Source organism: Actinokineospora sp. UV203 (assembly GCF_056323665.1).
Map to the genome: position 1 here is coordinate 528752 of NZ_CM150484.1, position 24504 is coordinate 553255.

Annotated in this window: 11 protein-coding genes and 5 pseudogenes; 11 read left to right on the forward strand and 5 right to left on the reverse strand. The window is 70.7% G+C overall.

The genetic code is table 11. The features are described from left to right. Positions 1-188 precede the first annotated feature (188 nt). From ACUZ2Y_RS02460 to ACUZ2Y_RS02480, 5 genes and pseudogenes are all read left to right on the forward strand, one after another. Positions 189-1601, forward strand: a pseudogene (locus ACUZ2Y_RS02460) (ATP-binding protein); the annotation flags it as partial. Then, positions 1596-3047: pseudogene (locus tag ACUZ2Y_RS02465) on the forward strand (Hint domain-containing protein); the annotation flags it as partial. The pseudogenes ACUZ2Y_RS02460 and ACUZ2Y_RS02465, both read left to right, overlap by 6 nt. 6 nt (positions 3048-3053) lie before the next feature. Further along, positions 3054-3692, forward strand: a pseudogene (locus tag ACUZ2Y_RS02470) (toprim domain-containing protein); the annotation flags it as partial. 34 nt (positions 3693-3726) lie between these two features. After that, complete coding sequence (locus ACUZ2Y_RS02475) at positions 3727-6216, forward strand: DNA gyrase/topoisomerase IV subunit A (protein WP_476326474.1); 2490 nt, start codon at positions 3727-3729, stop codon at positions 6214-6216. Positions 6217-6692: 476 nt separating this feature from the next. Continuing rightward, a complete protein-coding gene (locus tag ACUZ2Y_RS02480; protein WP_476326475.1) occupies positions 6693-6839 on the forward strand; it encodes a hypothetical protein in 147 nt (48 codons plus the stop codon). 1 nt (position 6840) lies between these two features. Here ACUZ2Y_RS02480 and ACUZ2Y_RS02485 read toward each other — a convergent pair whose 3' ends face one another. Continuing rightward, positions 6841-7620: a GntR family transcriptional regulator gene (locus ACUZ2Y_RS02485; protein ID WP_476326476.1), complete on the reverse strand. Its 780-nt coding sequence runs from the start codon at positions 7618-7620 to the stop codon at positions 6841-6843. A gap of 248 nt (positions 7621-7868) precedes the next feature. Between ACUZ2Y_RS02485 and ACUZ2Y_RS02490 the strand changes: the two genes are divergently transcribed. The 5 genes from ACUZ2Y_RS02490 (at position 7869) to ACUZ2Y_RS02510 (ending at position 20020) form a co-directional block, all read left to right on the forward strand. After that, positions 7869-9206 (forward strand): MFS transporter, encoded by a 1338-nt coding sequence (locus ACUZ2Y_RS02490; RefSeq protein ID WP_476326477.1) that lies wholly within the window; start codon positions 7869-7871, stop codon positions 9204-9206. Positions 9207-9352: 146 nt separating this feature from the next. Continuing rightward, a complete protein-coding gene (locus ACUZ2Y_RS02495) occupies positions 9353-11077 on the forward strand; it encodes a fatty acyl-AMP ligase (protein WP_476326478.1) in 1725 nt (574 codons plus the stop codon). After that, entirely contained in the window at positions 11074-17442 is a 6369-nt protein-coding gene (locus ACUZ2Y_RS02500) for an SDR family NAD(P)-dependent oxidoreductase (RefSeq protein ID WP_476326479.1), read from the forward strand. Before ACUZ2Y_RS02495 ends, ACUZ2Y_RS02500 begins: the two co-directional genes overlap by 4 nt. Then, positions 17435-18970: an acyl-CoA carboxylase subunit beta gene (locus tag ACUZ2Y_RS02505; protein ID WP_476326480.1), complete on the forward strand. Its 1536-nt coding sequence runs from the start codon at positions 17435-17437 to the stop codon at positions 18968-18970. The genes ACUZ2Y_RS02500 and ACUZ2Y_RS02505 overlap by 8 nt, the downstream gene beginning before the upstream one ends. 36 nt (positions 18971-19006) lie before the next feature. Next, complete coding sequence (locus ACUZ2Y_RS02510) at positions 19007-20020, forward strand: alpha/beta hydrolase (protein WP_476326481.1); 1014 nt, start codon at positions 19007-19009, stop codon at positions 20018-20020. A gap of 57 nt (positions 20021-20077) precedes the next feature. Here ACUZ2Y_RS02510 and ACUZ2Y_RS02515 read toward each other — a convergent pair whose 3' ends face one another. The 4 genes and pseudogenes from ACUZ2Y_RS02515 to ACUZ2Y_RS02530 form a co-directional block, all read right to left on the reverse strand. Then, positions 20078-20320 carry a proprotein convertase P-domain-containing protein gene (locus ACUZ2Y_RS02515; RefSeq protein WP_476331528.1) on the reverse strand — a complete coding sequence of 81 codons (243 nt, stop codon included), beginning with the start codon at positions 20318-20320 and terminating at the stop codon, positions 20078-20080. 138 nt (positions 20321-20458) lie between these two features. Continuing rightward, positions 20459-21226 (reverse strand): annotated as a pseudogene (locus ACUZ2Y_RS02520) (S1 family peptidase); the annotation flags it as partial. Positions 21227-21341: 115 nt separating this feature from the next. Then, positions 21342-21770, reverse strand: coding sequence for a proprotein convertase P-domain-containing protein (locus tag ACUZ2Y_RS02525; protein WP_476331530.1), 429 nt, complete (start codon positions 21768-21770; stop codon positions 21342-21344). Continuing rightward, a pseudogene (locus ACUZ2Y_RS02530) lies at positions 21753-22931 on the reverse strand (M14 family metallopeptidase); the annotation flags it as partial. The gene ACUZ2Y_RS02525 and the pseudogene ACUZ2Y_RS02530, both read right to left, overlap by 18 nt. Before the next feature lie 433 nt (positions 22932-23364). Here ACUZ2Y_RS02530 and ACUZ2Y_RS02535 point away from each other — a divergent pair. Continuing rightward, positions 23365-24267: an XRE family transcriptional regulator gene (locus ACUZ2Y_RS02535; protein ID WP_476326482.1), complete on the forward strand. Its 903-nt coding sequence runs from the start codon at positions 23365-23367 to the stop codon at positions 24265-24267. Positions 24268-24504: the final 237 nt, after the last annotated feature.

The following is a 24504-nucleotide window of genomic DNA, read 5'->3' on the forward strand; positions in this document are numbered from 1 at the left end:
TGCTCGGATGGTCTAGACCATAAGTCGGGGTCCGGATGGCGTCAAGATCCGCGGGTGGGGCGGGAATTTCACAGAGTTACCGCGGGTACTCGGATCGGATCGGTACGGCCAGGTTGCCAAAGGTCGGGGACGGCCTCCGGTACCTTGGACACCTGTTCGAGCGATAGACGAGCCGGGAGAGCGAGCCAGTGACAGCCGAGACCCTCTATGGGGCCGACGACCTGACCCATCTGGAGGGTCTGGAGGCGGTCCGCAAGCGGCCCGGCATGTACATCGGCTCCACCGACAGCCGGGGCATCAACCACCTGTTCAGCGAGATCGTCGACAACTCCACCGACGAGGGTGTCGCCGGTCATGCCTCCCGGGTGCTCGTCACCCTGCACGCCGACGGCAGCGTCCAGGTCGACGACGATGGCCGCGGCATCCCGACCGGGGTGCACGCCAAGTCCGGCCTCTCCGGTGTCGAGCTCGTGCTCACCCGGCTGCACGCGGGCGGCAAGTTCGGCGGCTCCGGCTACAAGACCTCCGGCGGCCTGCACGGCGTCGGCGCCTCCGCGGTCAACGCGCTGTCCCACCGCTTCGACATCACCGTGAAGCGCGAGGGCAAGGTCCACCAGATGTCCTTCGCCCACGGCGTGCCCGGGGTGTTCGACGGACCCGGCTCCAAGGCGAAGTTCACCCGCCAGTCCGGCCTCAACATCGTCGGCAAGATGAAGCGCGGCGAGGCCACGGGGACCTCGATTCGCTACTGGTACGACGCGCGCTACTTCGAGAACGCCGCCGCACTCGGCGTCGAGGCGGTGCGGGCCAAGCTTCGCAACACCGCGTTCCTCGTCCCCGGCGTGAAATACGTGCTGCGCACGGCCATCGAGGACGCGATCTCCGAGGAGTCGTTCCACTACCCCAACGGCCTGACCGACATGGTCGACTTCCTCGCCCCGTCGAGCGAGCGCGCCGTCTCGGGCACCCTGCTGATCCTCGGCGAGGGCACCTACCTGGAGAACGCGGCCGACGAGAACGGCGTCATGCGGTCCAAAGTGGAGCGAAAGGCCGAGGTCGAGGTCGCGCTGCGCTGGGGCACCGGCTACGAGCGCACCGTCGAGTGCTTCACCAACACCATCCGCAACATGCACGGCGGCACCCACCGCAAGGGCTTCGAGCGCGCGGCGGTGAAAGCGCTGCAGGACGCCATCTCCCGCACCCGCGGCCTGCTCAAGCCCAAGGAAGACCTCCCGACGCTCGACGACGTGCTCGAAGGCATGACGGCGGTCGTCCATGTGCGCATCCCGGAACCGCAGTTCACCTCGCAGACCAAGGATGAACTGTCGACCGCGGGCATCACGAAGGTCATCGGCGGGGTCGTCGAGCGCCACCTCAAGGCCTGGATCGATGACCGCAAGACGAAGTCCGAAGCCAAGGTCGTCCTGCAGAAGATCGTCGACGCGGGCCGCGTGCGGGTCGCGCAGAAACAGCAGAAGGACGCCGCCCGCCGCAAGACGGCGCTCGAGGGCGCGGCCATGCCACCGAAACTGGTCGACTGCCGCGCCACCGGAGTCGCCCGCAGCGAGCTGTTCCTCGTCGAGGGCGACAGCGCGTTGGGCTGTTTCACCGGTGACACCATGGTCGCGCTGGCGTCCGGGCGGAGCATGTCCTTCGAGGACCTGGCCGCCGACTGGGCCCACGGGGTCACGCATTTCGGCTACACCACGAACAAGGCGGGCCGCGTTGTGGTGGCCCCGCTGGTGGAGCCCCGACTCACCAAACGTGGTGCCCCGCTGGTTCGGGTGACCCTGGACAATGGCGAATTCGTCCGCTGCACCCCGGACCACCGCTTCCGCCTCCGCGACGGTTCCTACCGGCGCGCGGACGCGTTGCGGCCGGACGACTCTCTGATGCCGCTCTACCGATCTCTCTCGGCGAAGTCCTCAGGCGACAAGCTGGAAGGTTACGAGAAAGTCTGGATGAACGACCGCGAGGAATGGGTCTACACCCACTATCTCGCGGACGCGTACAACCTGCGGCATGGCACCGACAGCACGGACAACGGCAACGTCCGCCACCACGTCGACGTGGACAACCGCAACAACGACCCGCGCAACCTGCGGCGGATGACGTGGGAGGACCACTCGGCGCTGCACGCCTCGATGATGGGCGAGCACGTTCACGCCGGGTATCGAGCCTGGCTGGACAAGGGTGGACTCGAGTTCAAGTCCGCGGTGTTGTCCGCGCAGTGGAAGGACCCCGGTTTCCGCGAGGCATGCTTGAACCGTCTCGCCGCGTTGAACTCCGATCCGGATTTCCGCGAGCGCATCGAGCAGGGCTTCCGGGACTGGTACGCCTCTCTCGACGACGCCGAACGGGCTGCCTACGTGGACCGCATGCGGGAACCGCAGGCCGAGTATTGGGCACATCCCGAGCATCGCTTGGCGGCCGCTGCCCGGGTGCGCGCCTTCTTCGCCGACCCCGCGCGTCGAGCAGAGTGGAGCGCGAGGTCGAAGGCGCAGTGGCAGGACGAGGAACTGCTGGCGTGGCGGTCGAAGCTCACCATCCAGCAGTTCGCCGACCCCGCGGAGCGTGAGCGCCGGCGGGCCGCGGTGATCACGTGGCACCGACAGAATCCCGAGTTCGGCGAGCGTCATTCGGTTCGGATGCGAACGCGGCTGAGCGACCCGTCGAACGGGCACTTGGCCGCCGCTCAGGCGGGCCGCGCGCGGTACGTGGAGACGGTTCCCCGAGCGGAGCGCGTCGCCCAGCAGAACGAAGGCCGCAGGCTAGCCGCTCTTCGGCGTCTTGCACCGCTGATGTCGCTGTCCGACACGGAGCCGGCTGAGGCCTACGAGACCACGCGGCTCAGCACCGCCCGCACAGGTCTGCGCTTCGATCGTCTTCTCCAGTGCTACGAAGGCGACCTGGAGTGCCTGCGCGAAGCAGCGTCGCTCGTCAACCACACGGTGGTGTCGGTTGAACCGCTGACCGAGACCGCCGACGTCTATGACCTCACCGTCGAGGGCTACCACAACTTCGCGCTCGAAGCGGGCGTCTTCGTCCATAACAGCGCGCGAATGGCCCGGGTGTCGGAGTATCAGGCGTTGCTTCCCTTGCGGGGCAAGATTCTCAACGTGCAGAAGGCCAGCCTGGCCGACACCCTGCGCAACGTCGAGATCGCCTCCATCGTGCAGGTCCTCGGCGCCGGAACCGGACGCACCTTCGACCTGTCCACCATGCGCTACGGCCGGGTCATCCTGATGGCCGACGCCGACGTCGACGGGTCGCACATCCGGACCCTGCTGATCACCCTGTTCGCCAAGTACATGCGCCCGGTCATCGAGGACGGCAGGCTCTACGCCGCCATGCCGCCGCTGCACAAGATCACCACCAAGGGCCGCAACCCGGAGACCCACTTCACCTTCAGCCAGCGCGAGATGGAGACCACCTTCGCGCGGCTGGAGAAGGCGGGGAAGTCGATCGTCACCCCGGTGCCGCGCTTCAAGGGCCTCGGCGAGATGGACGCCGACGAACTGTGGGACACCACGATGAACCCGGCCACCCGCTCCGTCCGCCGCATCACCCTCGACGACGCCGAAGCCGCAGAGGCCGCCCTCGAACTGCTGATGGGCGAGAAGGTCGAACCCCGACGCAACTGGCTCGTCGAGTCGGCCGCGCGGGTCGACCAGTCCGCCATCGACATGTGACTTGAGCAGTCCGCACGAAAGAGAGCACTGAGCAATGGCACGCCGCAAGGGCACTTCGACGAAGATCGACCCCGCAGCGTTCGACCGGGCGGGAGCCCAGGTCTTCGACAACCCGGTGAAGGTCGAGATCGAGGACTCCTACCTGGAGTACGCGTACTCGGTCATCCACTCCCGAGCGTTGCCCGACGCGCGCGACGGCCTCAAGCCGGTCCACCGCCGCATCCTGTTCTCGATGAGCGAACAGGGCTACCGCCCGACCCACGCCTACGTGAAGTCCTCCCGCGTCGTCGGGGACGCGATGGGCAAATACCATCCGCACGGCGACATGGCGATCTACGACGCCATGGTCCGCATGGCGCAGGACTTCTCGCTGAACACCCCACTCGTCGACGGGCATGGAAACTTTGGTAGCCCAGACGATGGACCGGCCGCGAGCCGATACACAGAAGCCCGAATGTCCGCTGCCGCAATGCTTCTCGTCGGGGAGCTCGGCGAGGACACTGTGGACTTCCGGCCGAACTACGACGGTTCCCTGCAGGAGCCGACGGTTCTGCCCGCCGCCTTCCCGAACCTGTTGGTGAACGGCACTTCCGGCATCGCGGTCGGCATGGCCACCAACATGATCCCGCACAACCTCGGCGAGGTCGTCGCCGCCGCGCGCTGGCTGGTCAACCATCCGGATGCCTCCCTCGACAAGCTCATGGAGTTCATTCCCGGACCCGACCTGCCCACCGGCGGCATGCTGTTCGGGCTCGACGAGGTGCGCAAGGCCTACGAGACCGGCCGTGGCGTCGTGCGGATGCGCGCGAAGGTGGAGATCGGGCCGCTGGAAGGCAGTCGTGGCCGTCAGGCCATCACGATCACCGAGCTGCCCTACCAGGTGGGCTCGGAGAAGATCATCGAGAAGATCACCGACGAGGTCACCAAGTCCAAGCGCCTCACCGGGATCGCCGACGTCAAGGACCTCACCGACCGCGAGAACGGGACGCGGCTGGTGGTCGAGTGCAAGGTCGGGGTCAATCCGCAGGCGCTGTTGGCTGATCTTTACCGGCTCACCCCCATGGAACAGTCCTTCGGTATCAACAACTTGGTGCTCGTCGACGGCCAGCCGCAGACCCTCGGGCTCAAGGCGCTGCTGGACGTGTTCCTGCGCCACCGCTACGAGGTCGTCACCCGCCGCACCAGCTACCGCCGCCGCAAGCGCGAGGAGCGGCTGCACCTGGTCGACGGCCTGTTGATCGCGCTGCTCAACATCGACGCGGTGATCAAGCTGATTCGCGGCAGCGACGACGCCTCGGCGGCGAAAACCGGCCTGATGGACAAGTTCAAGCTCTCCGACATCCAGGCCACCTACATCCTCGACACCCCGCTTCGTCGCCTGACCCGCTACGACAAGCTGGAGCTCGAGTCCGAACAGGACAAGCTGCGGGCCGAGATCGCCGAGCTGTCGAAGATCCTCGACGACGAAGCCATGCTCCGGAAGGTCGTCTCCACCGAACTCGCCGCGGTCGCCAAGGATCTCGCCGAGGAGCGCCGGACCGCGCTGATCGACGGCGACCTCAAGGAGGTCCTGGCCGCGTCCAAGCCCGCCGGGCCGCTGGAGGTCACCGACGACCCGTGCCAGGTGATCCTCTCCGCCACCGGCCTGGTGGCCCGCACCGCCGCCGAGTCGGAGGAGGCTTCCGAGGCGCGTAGGCGCAAGGGCCGGGTCAAGCACGACGCGGTCGCCGCGGTGGTCCACTCGACCGCCCGCGGCCAGGTCCTGCTGATCACGAACCGGGGCCGCGCGGTCAAGACCGACGTGCTGCCGCTGCCGGTGCTGCCCGAACAGAGCGGCACGGTCTCGCTCAGCGGTGGCATGGCGGCGAGTGAGCTGGTGTCGCTGGAGAAGGGCGAGCGGGTCATCGGCATCGCCCCGCTCGACGAGGGCGAGGCAGGCGAGTCCCCGGGGCTGGCGATCGGCACCCGCCAAGGCGTGGTCAAGGTCTGCTCGCCGGAATGGCCGGTGCGGTCCGACGAGTTCGAGGTGATCAGCCTCAAGGACGGCGACGAGCTCGTGGGCGCGACCTGGCTCACCGACGGCTCCGAGAGCCTGGTCTTCGTCTCCTCCGACTCGTCGCTGCTGCGCTACGCGGCTTCGCTGGTGCGGCCGCAGGGCCTCAAGGGCGGCGGCATGGCGGGCATCAACCTGGCCGGGGGCGCCTCGGCCGTCTTCTTCTGCGCGGTCCGCACCGACGATCCCGAACACGGCGCCCCGCAGCTGGTCACCTCGACCGGTCAGAGCGTCAAGGTGACCCCGTTTGACGTCTACCCGCCGAAAGGCCGGGCCACCGGGGGTGTGCGGTCACACCGCTTCCTCAAGGGCGAGACCGAGCTGGCCCTGGCGTGGGTCGGGCCGCGGCCCGCGGGGTCGAGTCAAACGGGTGTCGCGGTCGAGTTGCCGGAGGCCGACGCGCGCCGCGACGGGTCCGGTCACGCACACCCCGGGCCGGATGTCGTGGGGCACTTGGTGGAACGGGATTGAGCCAGGTCAGAGCCTCTTCACCAGCTGTTTGGGCGCCCTAGGGTTTTCCCCGATGCTCGGGTCCGGGCCCGCGAATAACGTTGTCCTCGGTCGCCCGGGGCGACTGGGCGCGCAAACCAACCGCTCCCGGGCGACCACCAAAGCACAACGCAATAGCGTGCCTAAGAACTCGGGCCCGGTGGGAATCCGGCCCGTAGCAGCCACGGACCCCGCTGTATTGCCCGCCTTACGCCCGAGGTTGGCGGGGTCCGTGTCTGTCCCTTTCTGCACAGTCGACCGATTCGCAAGTGGTGCGCGCGGACGAGTTCGGCCCGCGGACGACGCGACGGCGATGCCCCCGCCCGGTCGCCTCGCAGGCTGGTCTTGCCCGTGCGGGAAGGGTGTTTTCGATGGGATCACCGGGGTGCCGGCCCGGGGCCTCGCCTGAACCGGAACCGCATTCCGCGGTCGGGGGGTTCAGGGGAGGTCTCACGCCCGTGGTTCCCGCGCCGCCGCTGTGGCTGCGCTACCACCAGTCCCCGGGCACGCCGTGTGCCTGCCCGAGCGTGGCCGCTCCGTACTTCCCGACGGTGATCGACTCGTCCTACGGGTTGTGCGTCGAAGCGGTGCCCGCGAGCTGGTAGGTCAGGCTCTCCCGGTTCGGACGTCGAGCAGCTGGTAGCCGGAGCGGGCCGAGAAGTCGGCCACCACGCTGAACCGGTCGCCGCGCACCAGGGTGTGCCGCCATTCGACCGGGTGTCCGTCCGCGGTGCCGGTGCGGTCGATGGCGAGGGCCGCCACGCCCGGCGGGATCTCCAGCAGGCGCTGTTCGGCCGGTGTCGGCACGACCGCCCTGATGCGCTCCTGCCCGCCGGTCAACCGGACCCCGCACCTGGTGTCGAGTTCGCGGTAGAGCGACGTGTGGGTGAAGTCGACCGTGCGCAGCGCGGCGGCCACCGAATAGGGGAGCCAGACCCGGTCCACCGCGAGGGGTTCGCCACCGGCGAGGCGCAGCCGTTCCAGGTAGAGCAGCGGCGTCGACTCCTCCAACCCGAGGCGCACCGCGACAAGCGCGTCCGCGCGGACGTCGAGGATGCGCACGGTGCTGCGCTGGTCCATGCCGGAGGCGCGGACCGACGCGAAGAGGCTGTAGAGGGCGCCGAGGGGCTGGGTGATCCCGGTGGCCTTGCCGATCCGGGGCTGCTGCCCGCGGCCGGCGACGACGACACCGTCGGCGCGCAGCCGCCGCAAGGCCTCGCGGACGGTGTTGCGGCTGACCTCGTACTCGGCGGCCAGGGCGAGCTCACCGGGGAAGGCGTCGTCGAACTCGCCCAGGTCGACGCGGCGCAGGAGGTCCGCGTGCAGCTGGGACCACAGCGGGGTGTGGCTTTTCCGGTCCAGACCGGCTCCGACGAGCTTGTTCACGCGACCTCATCCTCACCGACGACTGGGCCGAACGTAGCAAAGGTCGGCGCTCCGGTCAGTGCCGTCCCATGGTGTGGCCGCCGTTCACCTCGGCTGAACATTTAGCACCACCGTGACAATGAATTCCGGGAAACTTCGCGCGGGCCCGCAAGGAATTTATCTGGCCGTCGACATCGCGAGGCTAAGGAAGTTAACGTCCGCGCCATGTACCCCCTGTGCCATTTCCCGGCTTTCGCGCGGAGGTCTGGATGAGCAGGGTGCATGCCACGGTCGCGCTGATAGCGTTTCTCGCCGCCGCGGATAACACGGTGGTGGCCGCGGCGGCACCGTCGATCGCGGCCGACCTGGGGCTCGGGGTGACCGCGACGCAGGGGATCACGGTCGCCTATCTGCTTCCGTTCGCCGCGCTGCTGCTCGCCGCGGGCGCGGTCGTCGACCGGCTCGGGGAGCGCGTGGTTCTGCGCGCGGGCCTGCTGGCCTTCGGCGCGGGCACGGTTGTCGCGGGTGCGTCGCGCGGTGTGGAACCGCTGTTGGCGGGGCGGGTCACGCAGGGTCTCGCGGCGGCGCTGCTCGTGCCCGCCACCCTCAGCTTGCTGCGCACCCGGCTCGCGCCCGAAGATCGGCCGCGGGCGGCGGCGCTGTGGACTGTCGCGCTCGCCCTGGCGCTCGCCGCCGGACCCGCGCTGGGCGGTGTGGTGGCGCAGTACGCGCACTGGAGCTGGGTGTTCTGGGGCGCGCTGCCGGTCGTGGCCTGCTGCCTGGCGGTGTTGCCGCCCGCCGGTCCGACCCGGGCACGGCGCACGGACGCGCTCGGCGCGGGCCTCGCCGCGCTGACGATGCTGTTGCTCACCGCCGCCCTGCTCGTTTTCGCCGAGGGCGGCTCGGCGGCGTCGGCCCTCACCATCGCCGCGGTGCTGGTCGCGGCCCTCGTCGCGTTCCGGGAACGTGCGAGCGCGGCCCCGCTCCTGCCGCCCGCCCTTCTCGGGCTGCCGGTCTTTCGGACCGCGCTCGTCGTGCAACTGCTGTGGGGGCTCGGTGTCACCGGGGTGTGTGTCGTGACGCCGCTGGCGCACCGGCAAATCCTGGGCCTCGGCCCGGCGGACGCGGCCCTGCCGCTGGTCGCGGTGGCGATCGCGCTGATCGTGACGGCACCGTGGGTACCACGGGTGCTTGCCGCCCTGGGGCCAGGCGCCACGGTCGCGAGTGGACTGGTCCTGGTCGCGGCCGGGCTGATCATGGTCGCGGCGGTCAACCACGTGCCGCTGGTGTGGCCGCGCCTGCCCGGGCTGGTCCTGGTCGGCATCGGCTCGGCGTTCACCGTGCCGCTCACGACGCTCGCGTTGGACATGGCGGGCGACGACCAGACCGGGGCCGCGTCCGGCCTGCTCAGCTCCACCAGGGAGTTCGCAGGCGCGCTCGGGGTGGCCGCCGTGGCGGTCCTCATGGGCGGGCCGGTGGACGCCTTCGCGGCCGGGTACACCGACGCGCTCATCGCCGCCGCGGTGCTGCAGCTGGCGGCTGGCCGGACTCGCGGTCCGACTTTGTCGAATTCACACGGTAAACCGGCGGACTTCTCGGACCGCTGACAAAAACGGTGACCGAATAAGCGCTCGGTTGACCTGAAATGACACACGGGCTTAACTTGGCGCGGCGAGCATTTCTCCCGGCGGGGATTGAAAGCCGCCTCTTATCGCCTGGTGTCACAGTCGCCCCACGGGTGAGGACGGTGCAGATGAATTCCACTTCTTTCGGCGACGGCGAGACCACCGCCGAGGACCTCCCGGGGCTGCTCGCGGGGTGGGCGCGGCGGTGTCCCGACGACCCGGCGGTGAGTCACCTCGACTACCGGGTGAACCCGCGCGGCGTCCTGACGAAGTGGTCGTGGCGCGAACTCGACGAGCGGGTCGACGCCGTGGCGTCGTGGCTGGGCGGCCGGGTTGGCCCCGGCGGCACCGTGGCGGTCCTGATCGGACAGACACCGGACTACCACGCCGCGTTCCTCGGCGCCCTGCGCGCGGGCATGGTCGCCGTGCCGCTGTTCCCGCCGGGCCTGCCCGGACACGGTGAGCGGCTCGCGTCGGTGCTGCGCGACTGCGCCGCGAAGACCGTCCTGACCACTCAGGACACCGCGGTCGAGGTCGAGGACTTCCTGCGTACCCATGGTTTGGCGGTCGGCCAGATCGTCTCGGTCGACAAGCTGCCCGCGACGTTCGGCGCCGGTTTCGCGCCGAACCCGCCCGCCCAGGACGCGATCGCCTACCTGCAGTACACCTCGGGCTCGACCGGCGACCCGCGCGGCGTGATGATCACCCACGCCAACGTGGTCGCCAACGCGCGCCAGGCGTGCGCGGCCTATGGGGTGCGCCAGGACTCGGTGTCGGTGAGCTGGCTGCCGCTGTTCCACGACATGGGTCTCGTCCTGTCTATCGCCGCGCCGCTCACCAGCGGGATGCGCGCGGTTCTGATGGACCCGATGGCGTTCCTGGAGAAGCCCGAGCGCTGGCTGCGGGCGCTCTCGGCCAACCCCGGCGCGATCACCGCCGCCCCGAGCTCCGCCTACGGCTACTGCGTCGCACGCGTGTCGGACTGGGAGAAGGCGCGGCTGCGGCTCGACACTGTGCTGGCGCTGATCGACGGCAGCGAACCCGTGCAGGCGGGCGTGATCGAGCGCTTCCACGCCGCGTTCGCCGAATGCGGGCTCAAGCCGGACGCGTACAGCCCGTCCTTCGGGCTCGCCGAGGCCACCGTCTTCGTCTCCGCGGGCCGCGGAGGGCTGATCCGCGGGCTGGACCGGGCCGAACTCGCCGCCGGCCACGCGGTGGAGGTGTCGGCGAACCACCCTGACGCGGTCCGGCTGGTCTCTTGTGGACAGTCGATCGGCCAGCGGGTGTTCGTGGTCGACCCGGACACTGGCGTCCCGCGTCCCTCCGGTGAGGTCGGCGAGATCTGGGTGGCCGGGCCGAACGTCGGCCAGGGCTACTGGGGCAGGCCCGAGGAGTCGCGGCGCACCTTCGGCAACACCGTGCCCGGCATCGACGGGACCTGGCTGGCGACGGGCGACCTGGGCGTGTGGTGCGACGGCGAGCTGTTCGTGACCGGCCGCATCAAGGACCTCATCGTCGTCGACGGCCGCAACCACTACCCGCAGGACGTCGAGCGCACCGCGGAGTCCGCGCACGGCGCGATCCGCCCGCGCAACGTCGTGGCCTTCTCGGTGGCGGGCTCCGACGGGGAGAGCGCCGTCGTACTGGCCGAACGGGCCAAGGCGGTGAACGGCGTCGACCCGGACGAGGTCGCCGCGGCCGTCCGCGCCGCGGTCTCGCGCGCCCACGGCTTGGCCCTGCGCGAGGTCCGGCTGGTCGAGCCGGAGGCCTTGCCGCGCACCACCAGCGGCAAGATCTCGCGCAGCGCGTGCCGCACCCGCTACCTCGCCGACATCCTGACCGAGGCGGTATGAGCGCCCGGGAGCTGGTGGCCTGGCTGGTCAGCCGGGTCGCCGACGCCACCGGTGTCGCGGCATCGGCCATCGACCCGGACCGGCCTCTGCAGGAGTACGGACTGTCCTCACGCGACACCGTGGGACTGGTCGCCGAGCTCGGTGAGCGGGTCGGGCGGGTGCTGCCGTCCACCTTCGGCTACGAGCACCCGACCATCGCCGCGCTCGCGGCGGCGGCAACCGAAGGCGTGGCGCCGGTGATCGCGGCGCCGAGCATCGCGCCGGGTGAGCCGATCGCGGTCGTCGGCCTCGGCTGCAGGCTGCCCGGGGGAGTGGACTCGCCCGCCGAGTTCTGGGACCTGCTGGCAACCGGACGCGACGCCGTCGGCACGCGCCCGCACGGGCGCTGGCCCGACGGCGCCGACGACGTTCCCGCCGCGGGCGGCTACCTCGACGACGTGGCGGGATTCGACGCGGCGTTCTTCGGGATCAGCCCGCGTGAGGCCGCCGTCATGGACCCGCAGCAGCGGATCGTGCTGGAGGTGGCGTGGGCGGCGCTGGAGCACGCCGGGATCGCGCCCGGCACGCTGCGCGGCAGCCGCACGGGTGTCTACATGGGAGTGTCGGCGGCCGAGTACGGCACGATGACCATGGCCGACCACACCGCCGTCGACGCGTGGTCGGGCACCGGGGCCGCCGCATCGATCGTGGCGAACCGGCTGTCGTACCTGCTCGACCTGCGCGGCCCGAGCCTGGTGACCGACACGGCGTGCTCGTCGTCGCTGGTCGCGGTGCACCAGGCGGTGCAGGGGCTGCGCCACGGCGACGCCGACCTCGCCGTGGTCGGCGGGGTCAACGTGCTGCTCACCCCGGGGATCACCGCGACCTTCGACCGGGCGGGGGTGCTCGCGCCTGACGGCCGGTGCAAGGCGTTCGACGCCGCCGCCGACGGCATCGTCCGCGGCGAGGGCTGCGGTGTGGTCGTGCTGCGCAGGCTCACCGACGCGCGCAAGGCGGGGGACCGGGTGCTCGCGGTGATCCGCGGCAGTGCCACCAACTCCGACGGCCGCTCCAACGGGCTGATGGCGCCGAGCCCGGCCGCGCAGCACGCGCTGCTCGCCCAGGCGTACCCGGCCGCCGACGTCGATCCGTCCACTGTGGACTACGTGGAGGCGCACGGCACCGGGACCCTGCTCGGGGACCCGATCGAGGCCGGGGCGCTGGGCGCGGTCCTCGGCGCGGGCCGCGCCGAGGAGCGGCCGCTGCTGGTCGGCTCGGTGAAGACCAACCTGGGCCATTTGGAGGGCGCGGCCGGGATCGTCGGCCTGATCAAGGTCGTGCTGTCGCTGGTGCACGGCCGCATCCCCCCGACGCTGCACTACCGCTCGCCCAACCCGCACATCGACTTCGACGCGCTGGGTCTGCGGGTGGCCGCGAGCGCGGGCGAGTGGCCGCGCTACAGCGGACTGGCGACCGCGGGGGTGTCGGCTTTCGGGTTCGGCGGCAGCAACGCCCATGTCGTCCTTGAGGAATGGCCCGCGGCACCCGCCGGGGCCGTCGCGGAGAGCACGCGGCCGGAGGTGGTTGCCTTGTCCGCGCCCACCGCGGACGGGGTGCGTGCCCGCGCGGAACGTCTGGCCGACTGGCTGGAGTCGCCCGCCGGGCAGGGGATCGCGGTGGCCGACGTCGCCGGGACCTTGGCGGTGCGGCGAGACCACCTCGCCTCGCGCGCGGCCGTCGTCGCCGATGACCGGGCGGAGTTGGTGGCCGGGTTGCGGGCGCTGGGTTCGCCTGTGCCGGCGGACTTCCCGGAGGCGCCGGTGTTCGTGTTCTCCGGGTTCGGGTCCTCGTGGCCGGGCATGGGCACGGCGCTGCTCGCCGAACCCGCGTTCGCCGCCGCGGTCGACCAGGCGGACCTGCTGTTCCGGGCCGAGGCGGGCTTCTCGCTGCGGGAGGCGCTTTCCGGCGGCAGCATCGGCGAGTTCACCGTGGCCGCGCCCGCGCTGTTCGGCATGCAGGTGGCGCTGGCGGAACTGTGGCGGGCCAACGGGGTCGTGCCCGCCGCGGTCCTCGGCCACTCGGTGGGCGAGGTCGCGGCCGCGGTGGTCGGGGGCGCGCTGGATCTGGCCCAGGGGCTCCGGATCGTGGTCGCGCGCACGGCGCTGCTGGCCGGGATCAACGACTCCGGTGCGGGCGCGATGGCCGCGGTGGAGCTGTCCGAAGCCGAGTTCACCGCCGTGGCCGACCGGTTCCCCGGGGTCGGGATCGCCGTCCACGCCTCGCCCGAACAGCTGACGGTCACCGGCGACCCGGCTTCGATCGCCGCCCTTGTCTCCTATGTGGACGGTCTGGGCCGAATGGCCCGGGCGCTGAAGGTCGGTGGCGCGGGCCACTCCGCCGCGGTCGACCCGTTCCTTGGCGACTTCCGCGCCGGGCTGGACGGCTTCCAGCCGAGCGAAGCACGGGTGCGCTGCTTCTCCAGCGTCGCCGACGAGCCGCCCGCGTTCGACGTCGAGTACTGGGCGGCGAACCTGCGCGGGCCGGTGCGCTTCACCCAGGCCGTCGCGGCCGCGCTCGCCGCCGGGCACCGCGCCTTCCTGGAGATCGCGCCGCACCCGATCGCGACCGCCGCCGTCGAGCAGACCGCCGCCGCGGCGGGTGTGCCCGTGCTCGCGGTGCCCAGCCTGCGCCGCGACACCGGGGTAGCCTGCTGGCTCGATGCGGCGGCAACACTGCATGTCAACGGACATCCGAAGGTGCTGGCCGCGCGGTACCCGCGTCCTCCCGTGGTCGACCTGCCCGGGCCGGTCTGGCGGCACGAGCCGCACTGGGTGAGTGCCCGCCGTGCCCCCGGTGACCGGCATCCGCTGCTCGGCGACCACGTGGAGCTGCCCGACGACGGCAGGCACGTGTGGCAGGCAGACCTCGGCGGGGACCCGCTGCCCTGGCTCGCCGACCACCGCGCGTACGGCGTCGTCGTGCTGCCCGGGACCGCGTTCGTCGAGGTGGCGCTGTCCGCCGCGCGCCAGGCGCTCGGGACCGACCTGGCGGCCGTCACCGACCTCGCGCTCGCCGAGTTCCTGGTGCCGGGCCCGGACACCAAGCTCACGACGGTCGTCGAGCCGGACGGACGGATCACGATGTCGGCGCGCTCCGACGGCGGCTGGGTCACCCACGCCACCGCCACCGCCCGCCGCGATGACGCTTTGCTGACACCGCTGCCGCCGGCGCCCGCGGGTGAGCCGACCGACGTCTACGCCGCTCTCGCCGCCGGCGGGCAGGAGTACGGGCCCGCTTTCCTTGGGCTGACCGACGTTGTCGCCTCGCCGGGGCACGCGGTCGCGCGGGTCCGGCTGCCCGCGGAGGCGGGTCGGCACCGCGGGTTCGCCGTGCATCCCGCGCTCGCCGACGCCTGCCTGCAGACGCTGGTGGCCGCCGCCCTTGGGCTGCCCGGGGTGCACGGCCGGTATGTGCCGACCTCGATCGGCGGGGTCCGGGTCGTCGGGGACCCGGCGACCGGCGTGCGCTGTGTCGCGATCCTCCGCCCGGACGGCGGAACGCTGCTCGGGACGGTGCAACTGCTCGACGAGGCGGGCGGTGTCGTCGTCGAGTTCTCCGGTGTCCGCGCCGCCGCGCTCGGCAGCGCGCCGGGAAGCTGGCCGGAGCTGGCGCTGGAACGCCGGTGGGACCTGGCCCCGCTGCCCGCGGCTCTCGTTCAACCCCGTTCGTGGGTGATCGTCTCCGACGAGGAATCCCCGGCGCTTGCCGCGGGTTTGGTCGACAGCGTGATCACGGCGGACCCGTCTCTGGTCCCGGCGCTGCTCGATGGCCGCGCGGGTGTGGTGTTGATCGCCGGACCGGCCGCGGACCCGGCGGCGGCCGAGCGACTGCTGTTGACCGCCGCGCGAACGGCGGCCAACGCGGGTGAGACCCGGCTGTGGATCGTCATCAGCGGCGAAGATCCTGGTGTCGCCTGCCTGCGTGGGCTGGTCCGGGTCCTGGCTTTCGAGCACCCGGAACTGCGGGCCACGCTGCTCAGTGTTGATGGGGCTGAGGCCGTCGCCGCGGAACTGAACGCCGACCGCGACGACGACGAAGTCCGCTGGCGCGACGGCAGGCGGCTGCGGGCGAGGCTGGCCAGGGCTCAGGTGGAGACCGCCGAGAAGCTCCCGGTGCGCGACGGGGCTTACCTGGTGACCGGCGGCCTCGGCGAGTTGGGTGTCCAGGTCGCCCGGCTGCTGGGCGACGGGGGAGCGACCAGGATCGTGTTGTGCGGCCGCACCGCGCGTCCCGAGGCCATGGAAGCCCTACGGGGTGTGGACGTCGAGGTGTTCCTCGGCGACATCGCCGACCCTGGCTTCGCCGAACAAGCCGTCATCCACGCCACCCGCGACGGCCTACCGCTGCGCGGAGTCGTGCACGCGGCAGGCGTCCTCGACGACGGCCCCGCCGCCCACCTCACCGCCGAGAGCATCGCCCGCGTCTGGCGCCCCAAGGTCCACGGCGGCTTGCGGCTGCACGAGGCGACCCGGCACCTGCCCCTGGACTGGTGGGTCGCCTTCTCGTCCATGGCGGCCCTGGTCGGCTCACCCGGCCAGGCCGCCTACGCCACCGCCAACGGCTGGCTCGACGCCCTGGTAACCCAACGCCGAGCCGAGGGCCTCCCTGGGATCACCATCAACTGGGGGGCCTGGACCGCGCCGGAGTTGTCCACAATCACGCCGAACGATCCACAGCCCAACGCCAGCCCTGCCCCCGACGCCCCGGCGCCGATAGACTGGACCAGGGACGCCCCCCAGGGAAGGGCGGGGGCGTCGGCGGGGGTCGTTTCGGGCCGGGATGGGGTTCGTGCGGCGGCGTCGCTTGCTGAACTTGAGGCTTCGCAGGGAATTGCGGCCCTGGCTGGGTTGTTGACGCATGACCGGTCCGGTATCGGTGTGGCCCGGCTGGATACCGCGCGAACGCTCGCGTTGTTCCCCGACCTCGCGCGCCGGCCCTTCCTCTCCGGGCTCATCGGCGCGGCTCCCACCGTCGTGGAACCCAATGGCTGGACCGGTATCGCCGCTCTGCGCGAGCGGCCGGACCCCCGTGCCGTCCTCCAAGACCACCTCGCCGCCGTGCTGGCCGCCCTCATCGGCGCCGCACCGGACACAGTGGACCGCTCCGCCCCGCTCACCGGTCTGGGCCTCGACTCCCTCATGGCGATGCGCCTGCGGGCCGCGATGCAGCGTGACCTCGGCACCACCCCGCCGGTCTCCCTGCTGCTGCGCGGGGCGAGCCTCGCCGTGATCACCGACCACCTCGGCGACGAGTTGGAGTTGCCCGCTTCCGATGCCGCCCCCGCCCCGGTCTCGATCGGCCCCCGCGACCCCAGCGAACGCTGGCTCGCCCTGGCCTGGGCCGACGCGCTCGGCGGCGACCCGGGCAGTGTGCACCGCGAACTCACCGACAAGCAGGCCCAGCGGCGCGTCCATGCGGCGATCCGCAACCGGATCGCCGATCCGCCGCCGCCCGAGGTCCTGTTCAAGCGCCCGACCATCGCCGCGATGGCCGACCTCCTGCGCGCCGACCTTGAAGGCGCCACCGACGGCGTGGTCAACGTCCTGCGCGCCGACGGCGACGGCAGGCCGCTGCACCTGTTCCACCCGGCGGGCGGCCCGACCAGCGTCTACCGCCCGCTCGTCGCCGAACTGCGCCCAGGCTCCCCCGTGTACGGATACGAACGTATCGACGAAGAGTCCACAGTGGAGGGAAAGGCCGTCCGCTACGTCGAGCTCCTCAAGCAGAACCAGCCGCGCGGTCCCTACCGGCTCGGCGGCTGGTCGTTCGGCGGGTGCCTGGCCTACGAGATCGCCCACCTGCTGACCGAGGTCGGCGAGACCGTCGAGCAGGTCGTCCTCATCGACACGATCCTGCCCAAGCGGGGCGGCGACCAGGACCGGCTGCTGCTCGACCGCTTCGCCCGGTTCGCCGAGCACGTCGAGTCCACCTACGGTGTCGCGCTCGACCTGCCGGACGACCTCGAAAGCCTCGACGAGGACGCCCAGATCGGCGTCGTCATGCGCAGGCTCGCCGCGGTCCCCGGCATCGGCGAGGCTGTCCTGCACCACCAGTACACGTCCTATGTGGACGCCCGGGTGGCCGAGCGGTACCACCCGCGCCCCTACAGCGGGCCGGTGCTCCTGTTGCGCGCCACCGACCCGCACCCGCTGACCACCACGCTCGACCCGCGCTACCTGCGCGAGGACGAAGCCCTCGGCTGGGACGAGCTGTGCGCGGACCTGCGGGTGGTCCGGGTGCCCGGCGACCACCTCAGCATGATCGACCCGCCGGGCGTGACCACGCTCGCCGCCGCCCTGGCCGAGACGGAGGCGCGCTATGGCTGACCGGACCACAGAACTCATCGACGACCTGCTGCTGCGCCGCGAGGAAGCCGTCCGGCTGGCCGAGAAGCGGGCCGCCGAACGCCAGCACCCCAAGGGGAAGCTGACCGCGCGGGAGCGGATAGCCCTGCTGGCCGACCCCGGCTCGTTCGTCGAGATCGACGAGTTCGCCCGGCACGGCTCCGGCCCCTTCGGCGACGGCCTGGTCGCCGGGCACGCCACCGTCGACGGACGCCGGATCTGCGTGCACGCCCAGGATTTCAGCGTCTTCGGTGGCAGCCTCGGCGAGGCGTCCGGGGCGAAGGTGAACAAGGTCATGGACCTCGCCATCCGCACCGGCGTGCCGGTCGTCGGCATCAACGACGGCGGCGGCGCCCGCATCCAGGAAGGTGTGACCTCGCTGGCGCGGTACGCCGAACTGGCCGTGCGGCACACCAACGCGTCCGGGGTGATCCCGCAGATCTCGCTGATCCTCGGCCCCTGCGCGGGCGGCGCGGTGTACGCGCCCGCCCTGACCGACTTCACCGTCGTCGTCGACAAGCTGTCCCAGATGGTCGTCACCGGCCCGGACGTCCTGCGCGCCGCGACCGGCGAGGAGATCACCCTGGACGACCTCGGCGGCGCCCGGGTCAACGCCACGGTGTCCGGCAACGCGCACTACCTGGCCGCCGACGAGCCCGACGCCATCGACTGGGTCAAGACCCTGCTGGGCTACCTGCCCGCCAACAACCGCGACAGCGCACCGGAGTACGACGACGACACCGCGCCCGAGGTGACCGCGTCGGACCTCGAGCTCAACCGGATCGTGCCGGACGGGGCGAACCAGGGCTACGACATGACCGACGTCCTCACCCGCGTGGTCGACGACGGCGAGCTGCTGCAGGTGCACGGCGCTTTCGCGCCCAACATGATCTGCGCGTTCGCCCGGGTCGGCGGCCGGTCGGTCGGCGTCGTGGCCAACCAGCCGCGCGTCGGCGCGGGCGCGATCGACATCGACGCCTCCGAGAAGGCGGCCAGGTTCGTCCGCTTCTGCGACGCGTTCAACCTGCCGCTGCTGACCTTCGCCGACGTCCCCGGCTACCTCCCCGGCCTGGACCAGGAACGCGGCGGGATCATCCGCCGCGGCGCGAAACTGATCTACGCCTATGCCGAGGCGACCGTCCCGAAGGTCACCGTGGTGGTGCGCAAGGCCTACGGCGGCGGCTACGCGGTCATGGGCTCCAAGCACCTCGGCGCCGACGTGAACCTGGCCTGGCCGACCGCCCGGATCGCCGTCGTCGGCCCGGAAGGCACGGTGCAGGTGCTGCACCGGCGCGAACTGGCCGCACTGTCCGGCGCCGAGCGCGCCGCGCGCGAGCGCGAGCTGATCGCCCGGCACCAGGACAGCCCGTACCCGGCGGCCGAACGCGGGTACGTCGACAGCGTCATCGAACCCGCCCACACCCGCCTCGCCGTCGCCGGTGCACTGCGCGCGCTGCGCGGCAAGACCGCGCCCGTCCCGGCCCGCAAGCACGGAAACATCCCCCTGTAGCAACGAAACCCCTGTAGCAGCGAAAGAGGTCGGCCGATGTCACGCAGATCCAAGTGGGTAACCGCGGTGTGCGCCGCCGTGGTCGCGGCGGCCGTGGTGGTGGCATTGCCGAACGGACCCGCCGAGGCCCAGCCGGTGTCGCGCGCGCGGACCACGGCGGTCGCCGACGACGGCGCCCGGATCGCCGAGGAGATCCGGGTCGATGAGCGCACCCTCGACCTGCGGATCACCTCGCCCGCCCTCGGCACGTCGGGCTGGGTGCGGCTGCTGCTGCCGCGCGGCTGGGACACCCAGACCCGCACCTGGCCGGTGCTCTACCTGCTGCACGGCGCCGGTGAGGTGCAGGACTACAAGTCGTGGACGGCCTTCACCGACGCCGCCGCGTTCACCGCCGACAAGGACGTCCTGGTGGTGCTGCCCAGCGACGGCAAGGCGGGCATGTACTCGGCGTGGTGGAACTTCGGCGGCTCGACCAAGCCGGACTGGGAGACCTTCCACGTCACCGAGATCCGTCAGCTGCTCGAACGCGGCTACGGTGCGGGCACTGTGCGCGCAGTCGCAGGGCTGTCCATCGGCGGGTACGGCGCGATGGCCTACGCGTTTCGCCACCCGGGCATGTTCAAGGCCGCCGCCAGCTACAGCGGCGTGCTGAACACGACCATCTACGGCGTCCCGAACTTCATCCAGATGATCCTCATGCGGGAGGGCCTGAACTTCTACGGCCTGTGGGGCAACGAGTTCATGCAGCGCTCCATCTGGACGGCGCACAACCCCTACGACAACGTCGAGAAACTGCGTTGCACCAGGCTCTACGTGTCCTCGGGCGACGGCGGCACCGGACCACTGGACCCACCCGGCAACAGCCCCGACCTCATGATCGAGCCGCTCGCGAAGCTGTCGTCGAGCACCTTCACCGACAAGCTCAAGCGAGCGGGCATCCCGGTGACGACCAACTTCTACGGCGGCGGCAGCCACATCTGGCCCTACTGGCAGCGCGAGTTCAAAGCTTCGTGGCCGGTACTGGCCGCCGGTCTCGGGGTACCTGCGTAGTGACAGAGAGCCGGGCCGGTACGCCGCACGATACGGCTTACCGACCCGGCTTTCCGACTAGAAGACGAGCTTCCAGCTGTCGATGTAGCCAGTGTCTTGCGCGGCGATGTCCTGGACCTGGAGTTTCCAGGTGCCGTTGGCGACCTCGGTGGACGCGTTGACCGTGTAGGTGGTGATCACGTTGTCGGCGGAGTCGTTGCTGCTGGAGTTCTTCATGCGGTAGGCGGAGCCGTCCGGGGCGATCAGGTCGATCACCAGGTCACCGCGCCAGGTGTGCTTGATGTCCACGCCGACCTGCAAGGCTGACGGCGCGTTGCCGGTGACGCCCGTGACGGCGACCGAACTGGTGACCGCGGCGCCCGCGTCCGGGATGTTGACGTTGTTGGTGTTTTCGAAGACCTTGCCGGTGGGCGGGGGCGTGCCGCCGCCGAGTTCGTCGGCCTTGGCCTTGATGGCCGCGGAGAGGGCGCTTACCTCGGCGTAGACACCGGGTTTGTCGGGTCGGGCGCAGCCCTCGCCCCAGGAGACGATGCCGACCTGGATCCACGCGTTGTTGGCGTCGCGGCGGACCATCGGGCCGCCGGAGTCGCCTTGGCAGGTGTCGACCCCGCCCTGGGTGAAGCCGGCGCAGATCTCGACGGCGGGCTTGAGCGACGGGTAGGAGGACTTGCAGGACGTGTCGTTGACGAACGGGACGTCGGCTTTGAGCAGGTATCGCTGCTGGCTGCCGCCCTCGGACGCGGCGCCCCAGCCCATGACGGTGAAAGTGCCGTTGTCGTAGGCGTTTGTCATCGCGATCGGCAGTTTCGCCGCGTCGGTGATCGGGCTGGAAAGCTTGATCAGCGCCCAGTCGCCGCCCGCGGAGGTCGAGTAGCCGGGGTTCTTGTAGACGTAGGAGGACGTGCGCTTGATCGCGCTGGTGCTCTGCAGGTCGACCACCCCGTAGGTGGCGGTGATGCTCGTGTTGTTGCCCGTGCCGCTCACGCAGTGCGCGGCGGTCAGGACCAGCGAGTCGGAGTACATCGCGCCGCCGCAGCCCATCGAGAGCCGGACCATCCAGGGGAATTCGCCTTGCGCCGCCGGGCTTCCGCCGACGACCTGCGGTGAGATGTCGTCCGACGGCGGCTGGGCGGCGAGGGCCTGCCCGGCAGCCGTGCCGGAGACCGCGGCCACCGCGACCGCTGTCAGAAGAACTTTCCGAAGCATCCTCAAGGGTTTTCCTTTCGATTTCCACCGATAACGCTTGCAGGGACGGGGAATCCGGTTGGGAACCGCGGCGGGCTCGGGACGCCCTCGACAAGCCCGCCGCGGTTGATCGGGGTCAGCTGAAAGTCAGTTTCCAGCTGTCGATGTAGCCGGTGTCTTGGGCGGCGATGTCCTGCACTCTGAGCTTCCAGGTGCCGTTGGCGATCTCGGTCGACGCGTTGACCGTGTAGGTGGTGATCACGTTGTCAGCCGAGTCATTCGAGCTGGAGTTCTTCATCCGGTAGGTGGAGCCGTCCGGTGCGACCAGGTCGACGACGAGGTCGCCGCGCCAGGTGTGCTTGATGTCGACACCCACCTGCAGACCGGCGGGCGCGTTGCCCGCGACCCCGGTGACGACGACGTTGCTGGTGACCGCCGCGCCGTTGTCCGGGATGGTGACGTTGTCGGCGTTCTCGAAGACCTTGCCGGTGGGCGGCGGGGTGCCGTCGCAGGTCAGGCCGATCGCCCGCTTCGGGCAGTCGGAGTAGTCCAGCAGGTAGAGCACCGCGGCCTTGTTGCGCGCGGTCTCCCTGGCCAGGATCTCGTCACCGGGGTAGAACCCGCCACCGCCGCTCGCCGGGAACATCTCGAAGGTGTAGGCCCAGATCTTGTGCGCGCCCCACAGGTAGTCGTCGATCGCGCCGTCGGTGACGTAGAGCTCCGAGGACTGCTCCGGGGTGTATCCGTTGGTCTGCGCCATCGCGCGGCCCATCGTGGAGAAGACCTTCTGGTCCTCCGCGGTCAGACCCGGCGCGGTGTCGTCGTAGGTCCAGCCGAACGGCCAGAGCACGAGTTCGCTGTAAGAGTGGAAGTCGATCGCGGTCTTGATCTGCTGCACACCGTTGACGGCGCGGGAGCGGACCCAGTTGGACACCGCCTTGACCTCGGGCGCGGACTCGGCCGACGGGCCGCGGTAGGTGTCCGAGCTGGGGCTGGTCGAGGAGCCGTTGCAGCAGCCCCACTTGTAGTCCCAGTTCCGGTTCATGTCCGTGCCCACGTAGGACGACCCGGCGTTGGGCTGGCGGTTCTTGCGCCAGCTCTTGTAGGAGCCGGTGCTGATGTCGAACTCGCCGCCGTCGGGGTTCACGTCGGGCATGATCCAGATCTCGCGGGTGTCGACGAGGCCCTTGATCTTGGCGTCGGTCGCGTACCCGTCGGTGAACATGTTCACCAGGTACAGCGCCATCTCCACCGTGATGTGCTCGCGGGCGTGCTGGTGGTGGGTGAACAGGACCTCGGGCTCGTTCTCGTCGGTGGCCGCGTTGTCCGAGATCTTGATGACGTACAGGTCGCGGTTCTCGTAGGACTTGCCGATGACCTGCTTGGTGATGATCCCCGGGTGGTCCGCGACCGCCTTGTTCAGCTCCGCGGTCATCTCCGCGTAGTTGTGGTAATCGGAGTCGGCGCTGGGGAAGTCCTGAATCCCGGCCTCACCCTGGGACGCCAGGGGCGCCGCTTCAGCCTCGACTTTGTAGCCGAGGGACCGGATCTTGGCGACCTCGGACGGTGTGGCGGTGATCAGCGTGCGGCTGTCCTCGACGCCGTTGATCGCGGCGCCGGTCGAGGCGACCGCCGACCGCTGCTCGGCGGTCCGCACACCCGAGACGTGGTACTCGGCCGTCGCACGCTCCTGACCGGCCGGAACACCCGAGGCGGGCCCGTTCATCGACACCAGCAGGGCGGCCGCGGCCAGCGCGCCGATGAATACGGACAGACGTTTGCGTTTCACGATTGACCTCCCGCAGGGGAGCGCCGAATCTCGGCGCCGGAGGAATGGAAGCGCGGCGTCCGCGTATGCCCTCACCTACGCCGACAACGCTTACCGGTCAATACTGTCCGGTAGCTGTCGGGCTCACAAGATGCTCCCGACATGCTGTTATTGCCGGTTATTTCCCAGTCCGGCCCGTTGCTTACGGCAATTCGGACATAGTTCGCCACCCCTATTCCGAGGGTTGTATTCCCATTCGCCAGTAAGGCTCGTCGAATGTGTCAGGGCCATCAAGAATGTGAATCAGCCCGGTGTGGCCGCGGTCCAGGCGCCTGGGACACGGTGTCGCACGCACTTTCCTCCGCCGACCGGACGAACTACCGTTCGTCGGGTGACGGACGAGCTAGTCCCCGCCAGACCGTTCGCTGAGGCGCTGCGCTCGGCGATCCACGCGGGCGGGGTGACCCTCGACCGGCTGGCCGAGCGGCTGCGCGAGCGCGGCACACCGGTGAGCCTGGCGACCCTGAGCTACTGGCAGTCCGGCCGCAGCCAACCGGAACGCCCGCAGTCACTGGCCGCGCTGGCCAACGTCGAACACCTGCTGGGCCTGCGCGCGGGCGAACTGGGCAAGCTCCTGGAATCGCCGAAACCGCGCGGCCGCACCGTCCACCGCATGCCCGAGCCGATCGACAGCGCCGCGCCGTGGTCGGACCCCGAGGGCTTCGACCGGATGGTCGTCGGCGTCGACATCAGCCAGGACAACCAGCTCACCCGGCTCAGCGTGCACGACCTGATCGTCGTGGGCGCCGACCGCGCCAAGCACGTGCAGCGCACCCGGCAGGTCCTGCGCGCCGAACAGGACGGCGTCGACCGGCTGGTCATCGTGGCGTGGGGGGAGAGCCCCGACGAGCCGGTGCCGGAGCTTGTGCCGGTCCGCAACTGCGCCATCGGCCGGATCAGCCGCGACGAGCGCACCGGGCAGGTCGCCACCGAACTGCTCTTCGGCCACACCCTGGCCAAGCGCGAGACCGTGCTCATCGAGCACGAGATCCGCTGCCCCGAGCCGCTGTCGCAGGCGTACGAGCACGAACGGGTGAGCAGGCTGCCGGTCCGCGAGTACCTCATCGAGGTGCGGTTCGACCCGGCCGCGCCGCCCGCGCACGTCGTGCGGTTCTCCGACGTCGACGGCAAGGAGCGGGTCAAGGCGCTGACCCTCGACTCGGCGCACACCGCCCACGCGCTGGCCATGGACCTCGAACCGGGCCGCTACGGAATCCGCTGGTCCTGGCGCTGATCGCCCCATTGCGGTGACGTCCGGGCCGGGGGGCGTCACCGGGCGCGGGCGGGCTCGTTGGACCGGCCAGTGGATCTCACCCGGGTGGATCTCGAGCGCCACGCGTGCGTGATCGCCGCGCCGACCTGCGCCCGACCGGAGCCGGATCAGTCCACGGGTGCCGAGGTCCACGTCGAAGTCGGCCACGCTGGGTGACAGTGAGCGCCGCGGCGGCGGTTTCCGGGGGAGCGGGGGCCG

Coding starts and splice junctions, on each gene's coding strand:
- ACUZ2Y_RS02475 (WP_476326474.1), top strand. CDS start 3,727: ATGGCACGCCGCAAGGGCACTTCGACGAAGATCGACCCCGCAGCGTTC.
- ACUZ2Y_RS02500 (WP_476326479.1), top strand. CDS start 11,074: ATGAGCGCCCGGGAGCTGGTGGCCTGGCTGGTCAGCCGGGTCGCCGAC.
- ACUZ2Y_RS02510 (WP_476326481.1), top strand. CDS start 19,007: ATGTCACGCAGATCCAAGTGGGTAACCGCGGTGTGCGCCGCCGTGGTC.
- ACUZ2Y_RS02505 (WP_476326480.1), top strand. CDS start 17,435: ATGGCTGACCGGACCACAGAACTCATCGACGACCTGCTGCTGCGCCGC.
- ACUZ2Y_RS02495 (WP_476326478.1), top strand. CDS start 9,353: ATGAATTCCACTTCTTTCGGCGACGGCGAGACCACCGCCGAGGACCTC.
- ACUZ2Y_RS02490 (WP_476326477.1), top strand. CDS start 7,869: ATGAGCAGGGTGCATGCCACGGTCGCGCTGATAGCGTTTCTCGCCGCC.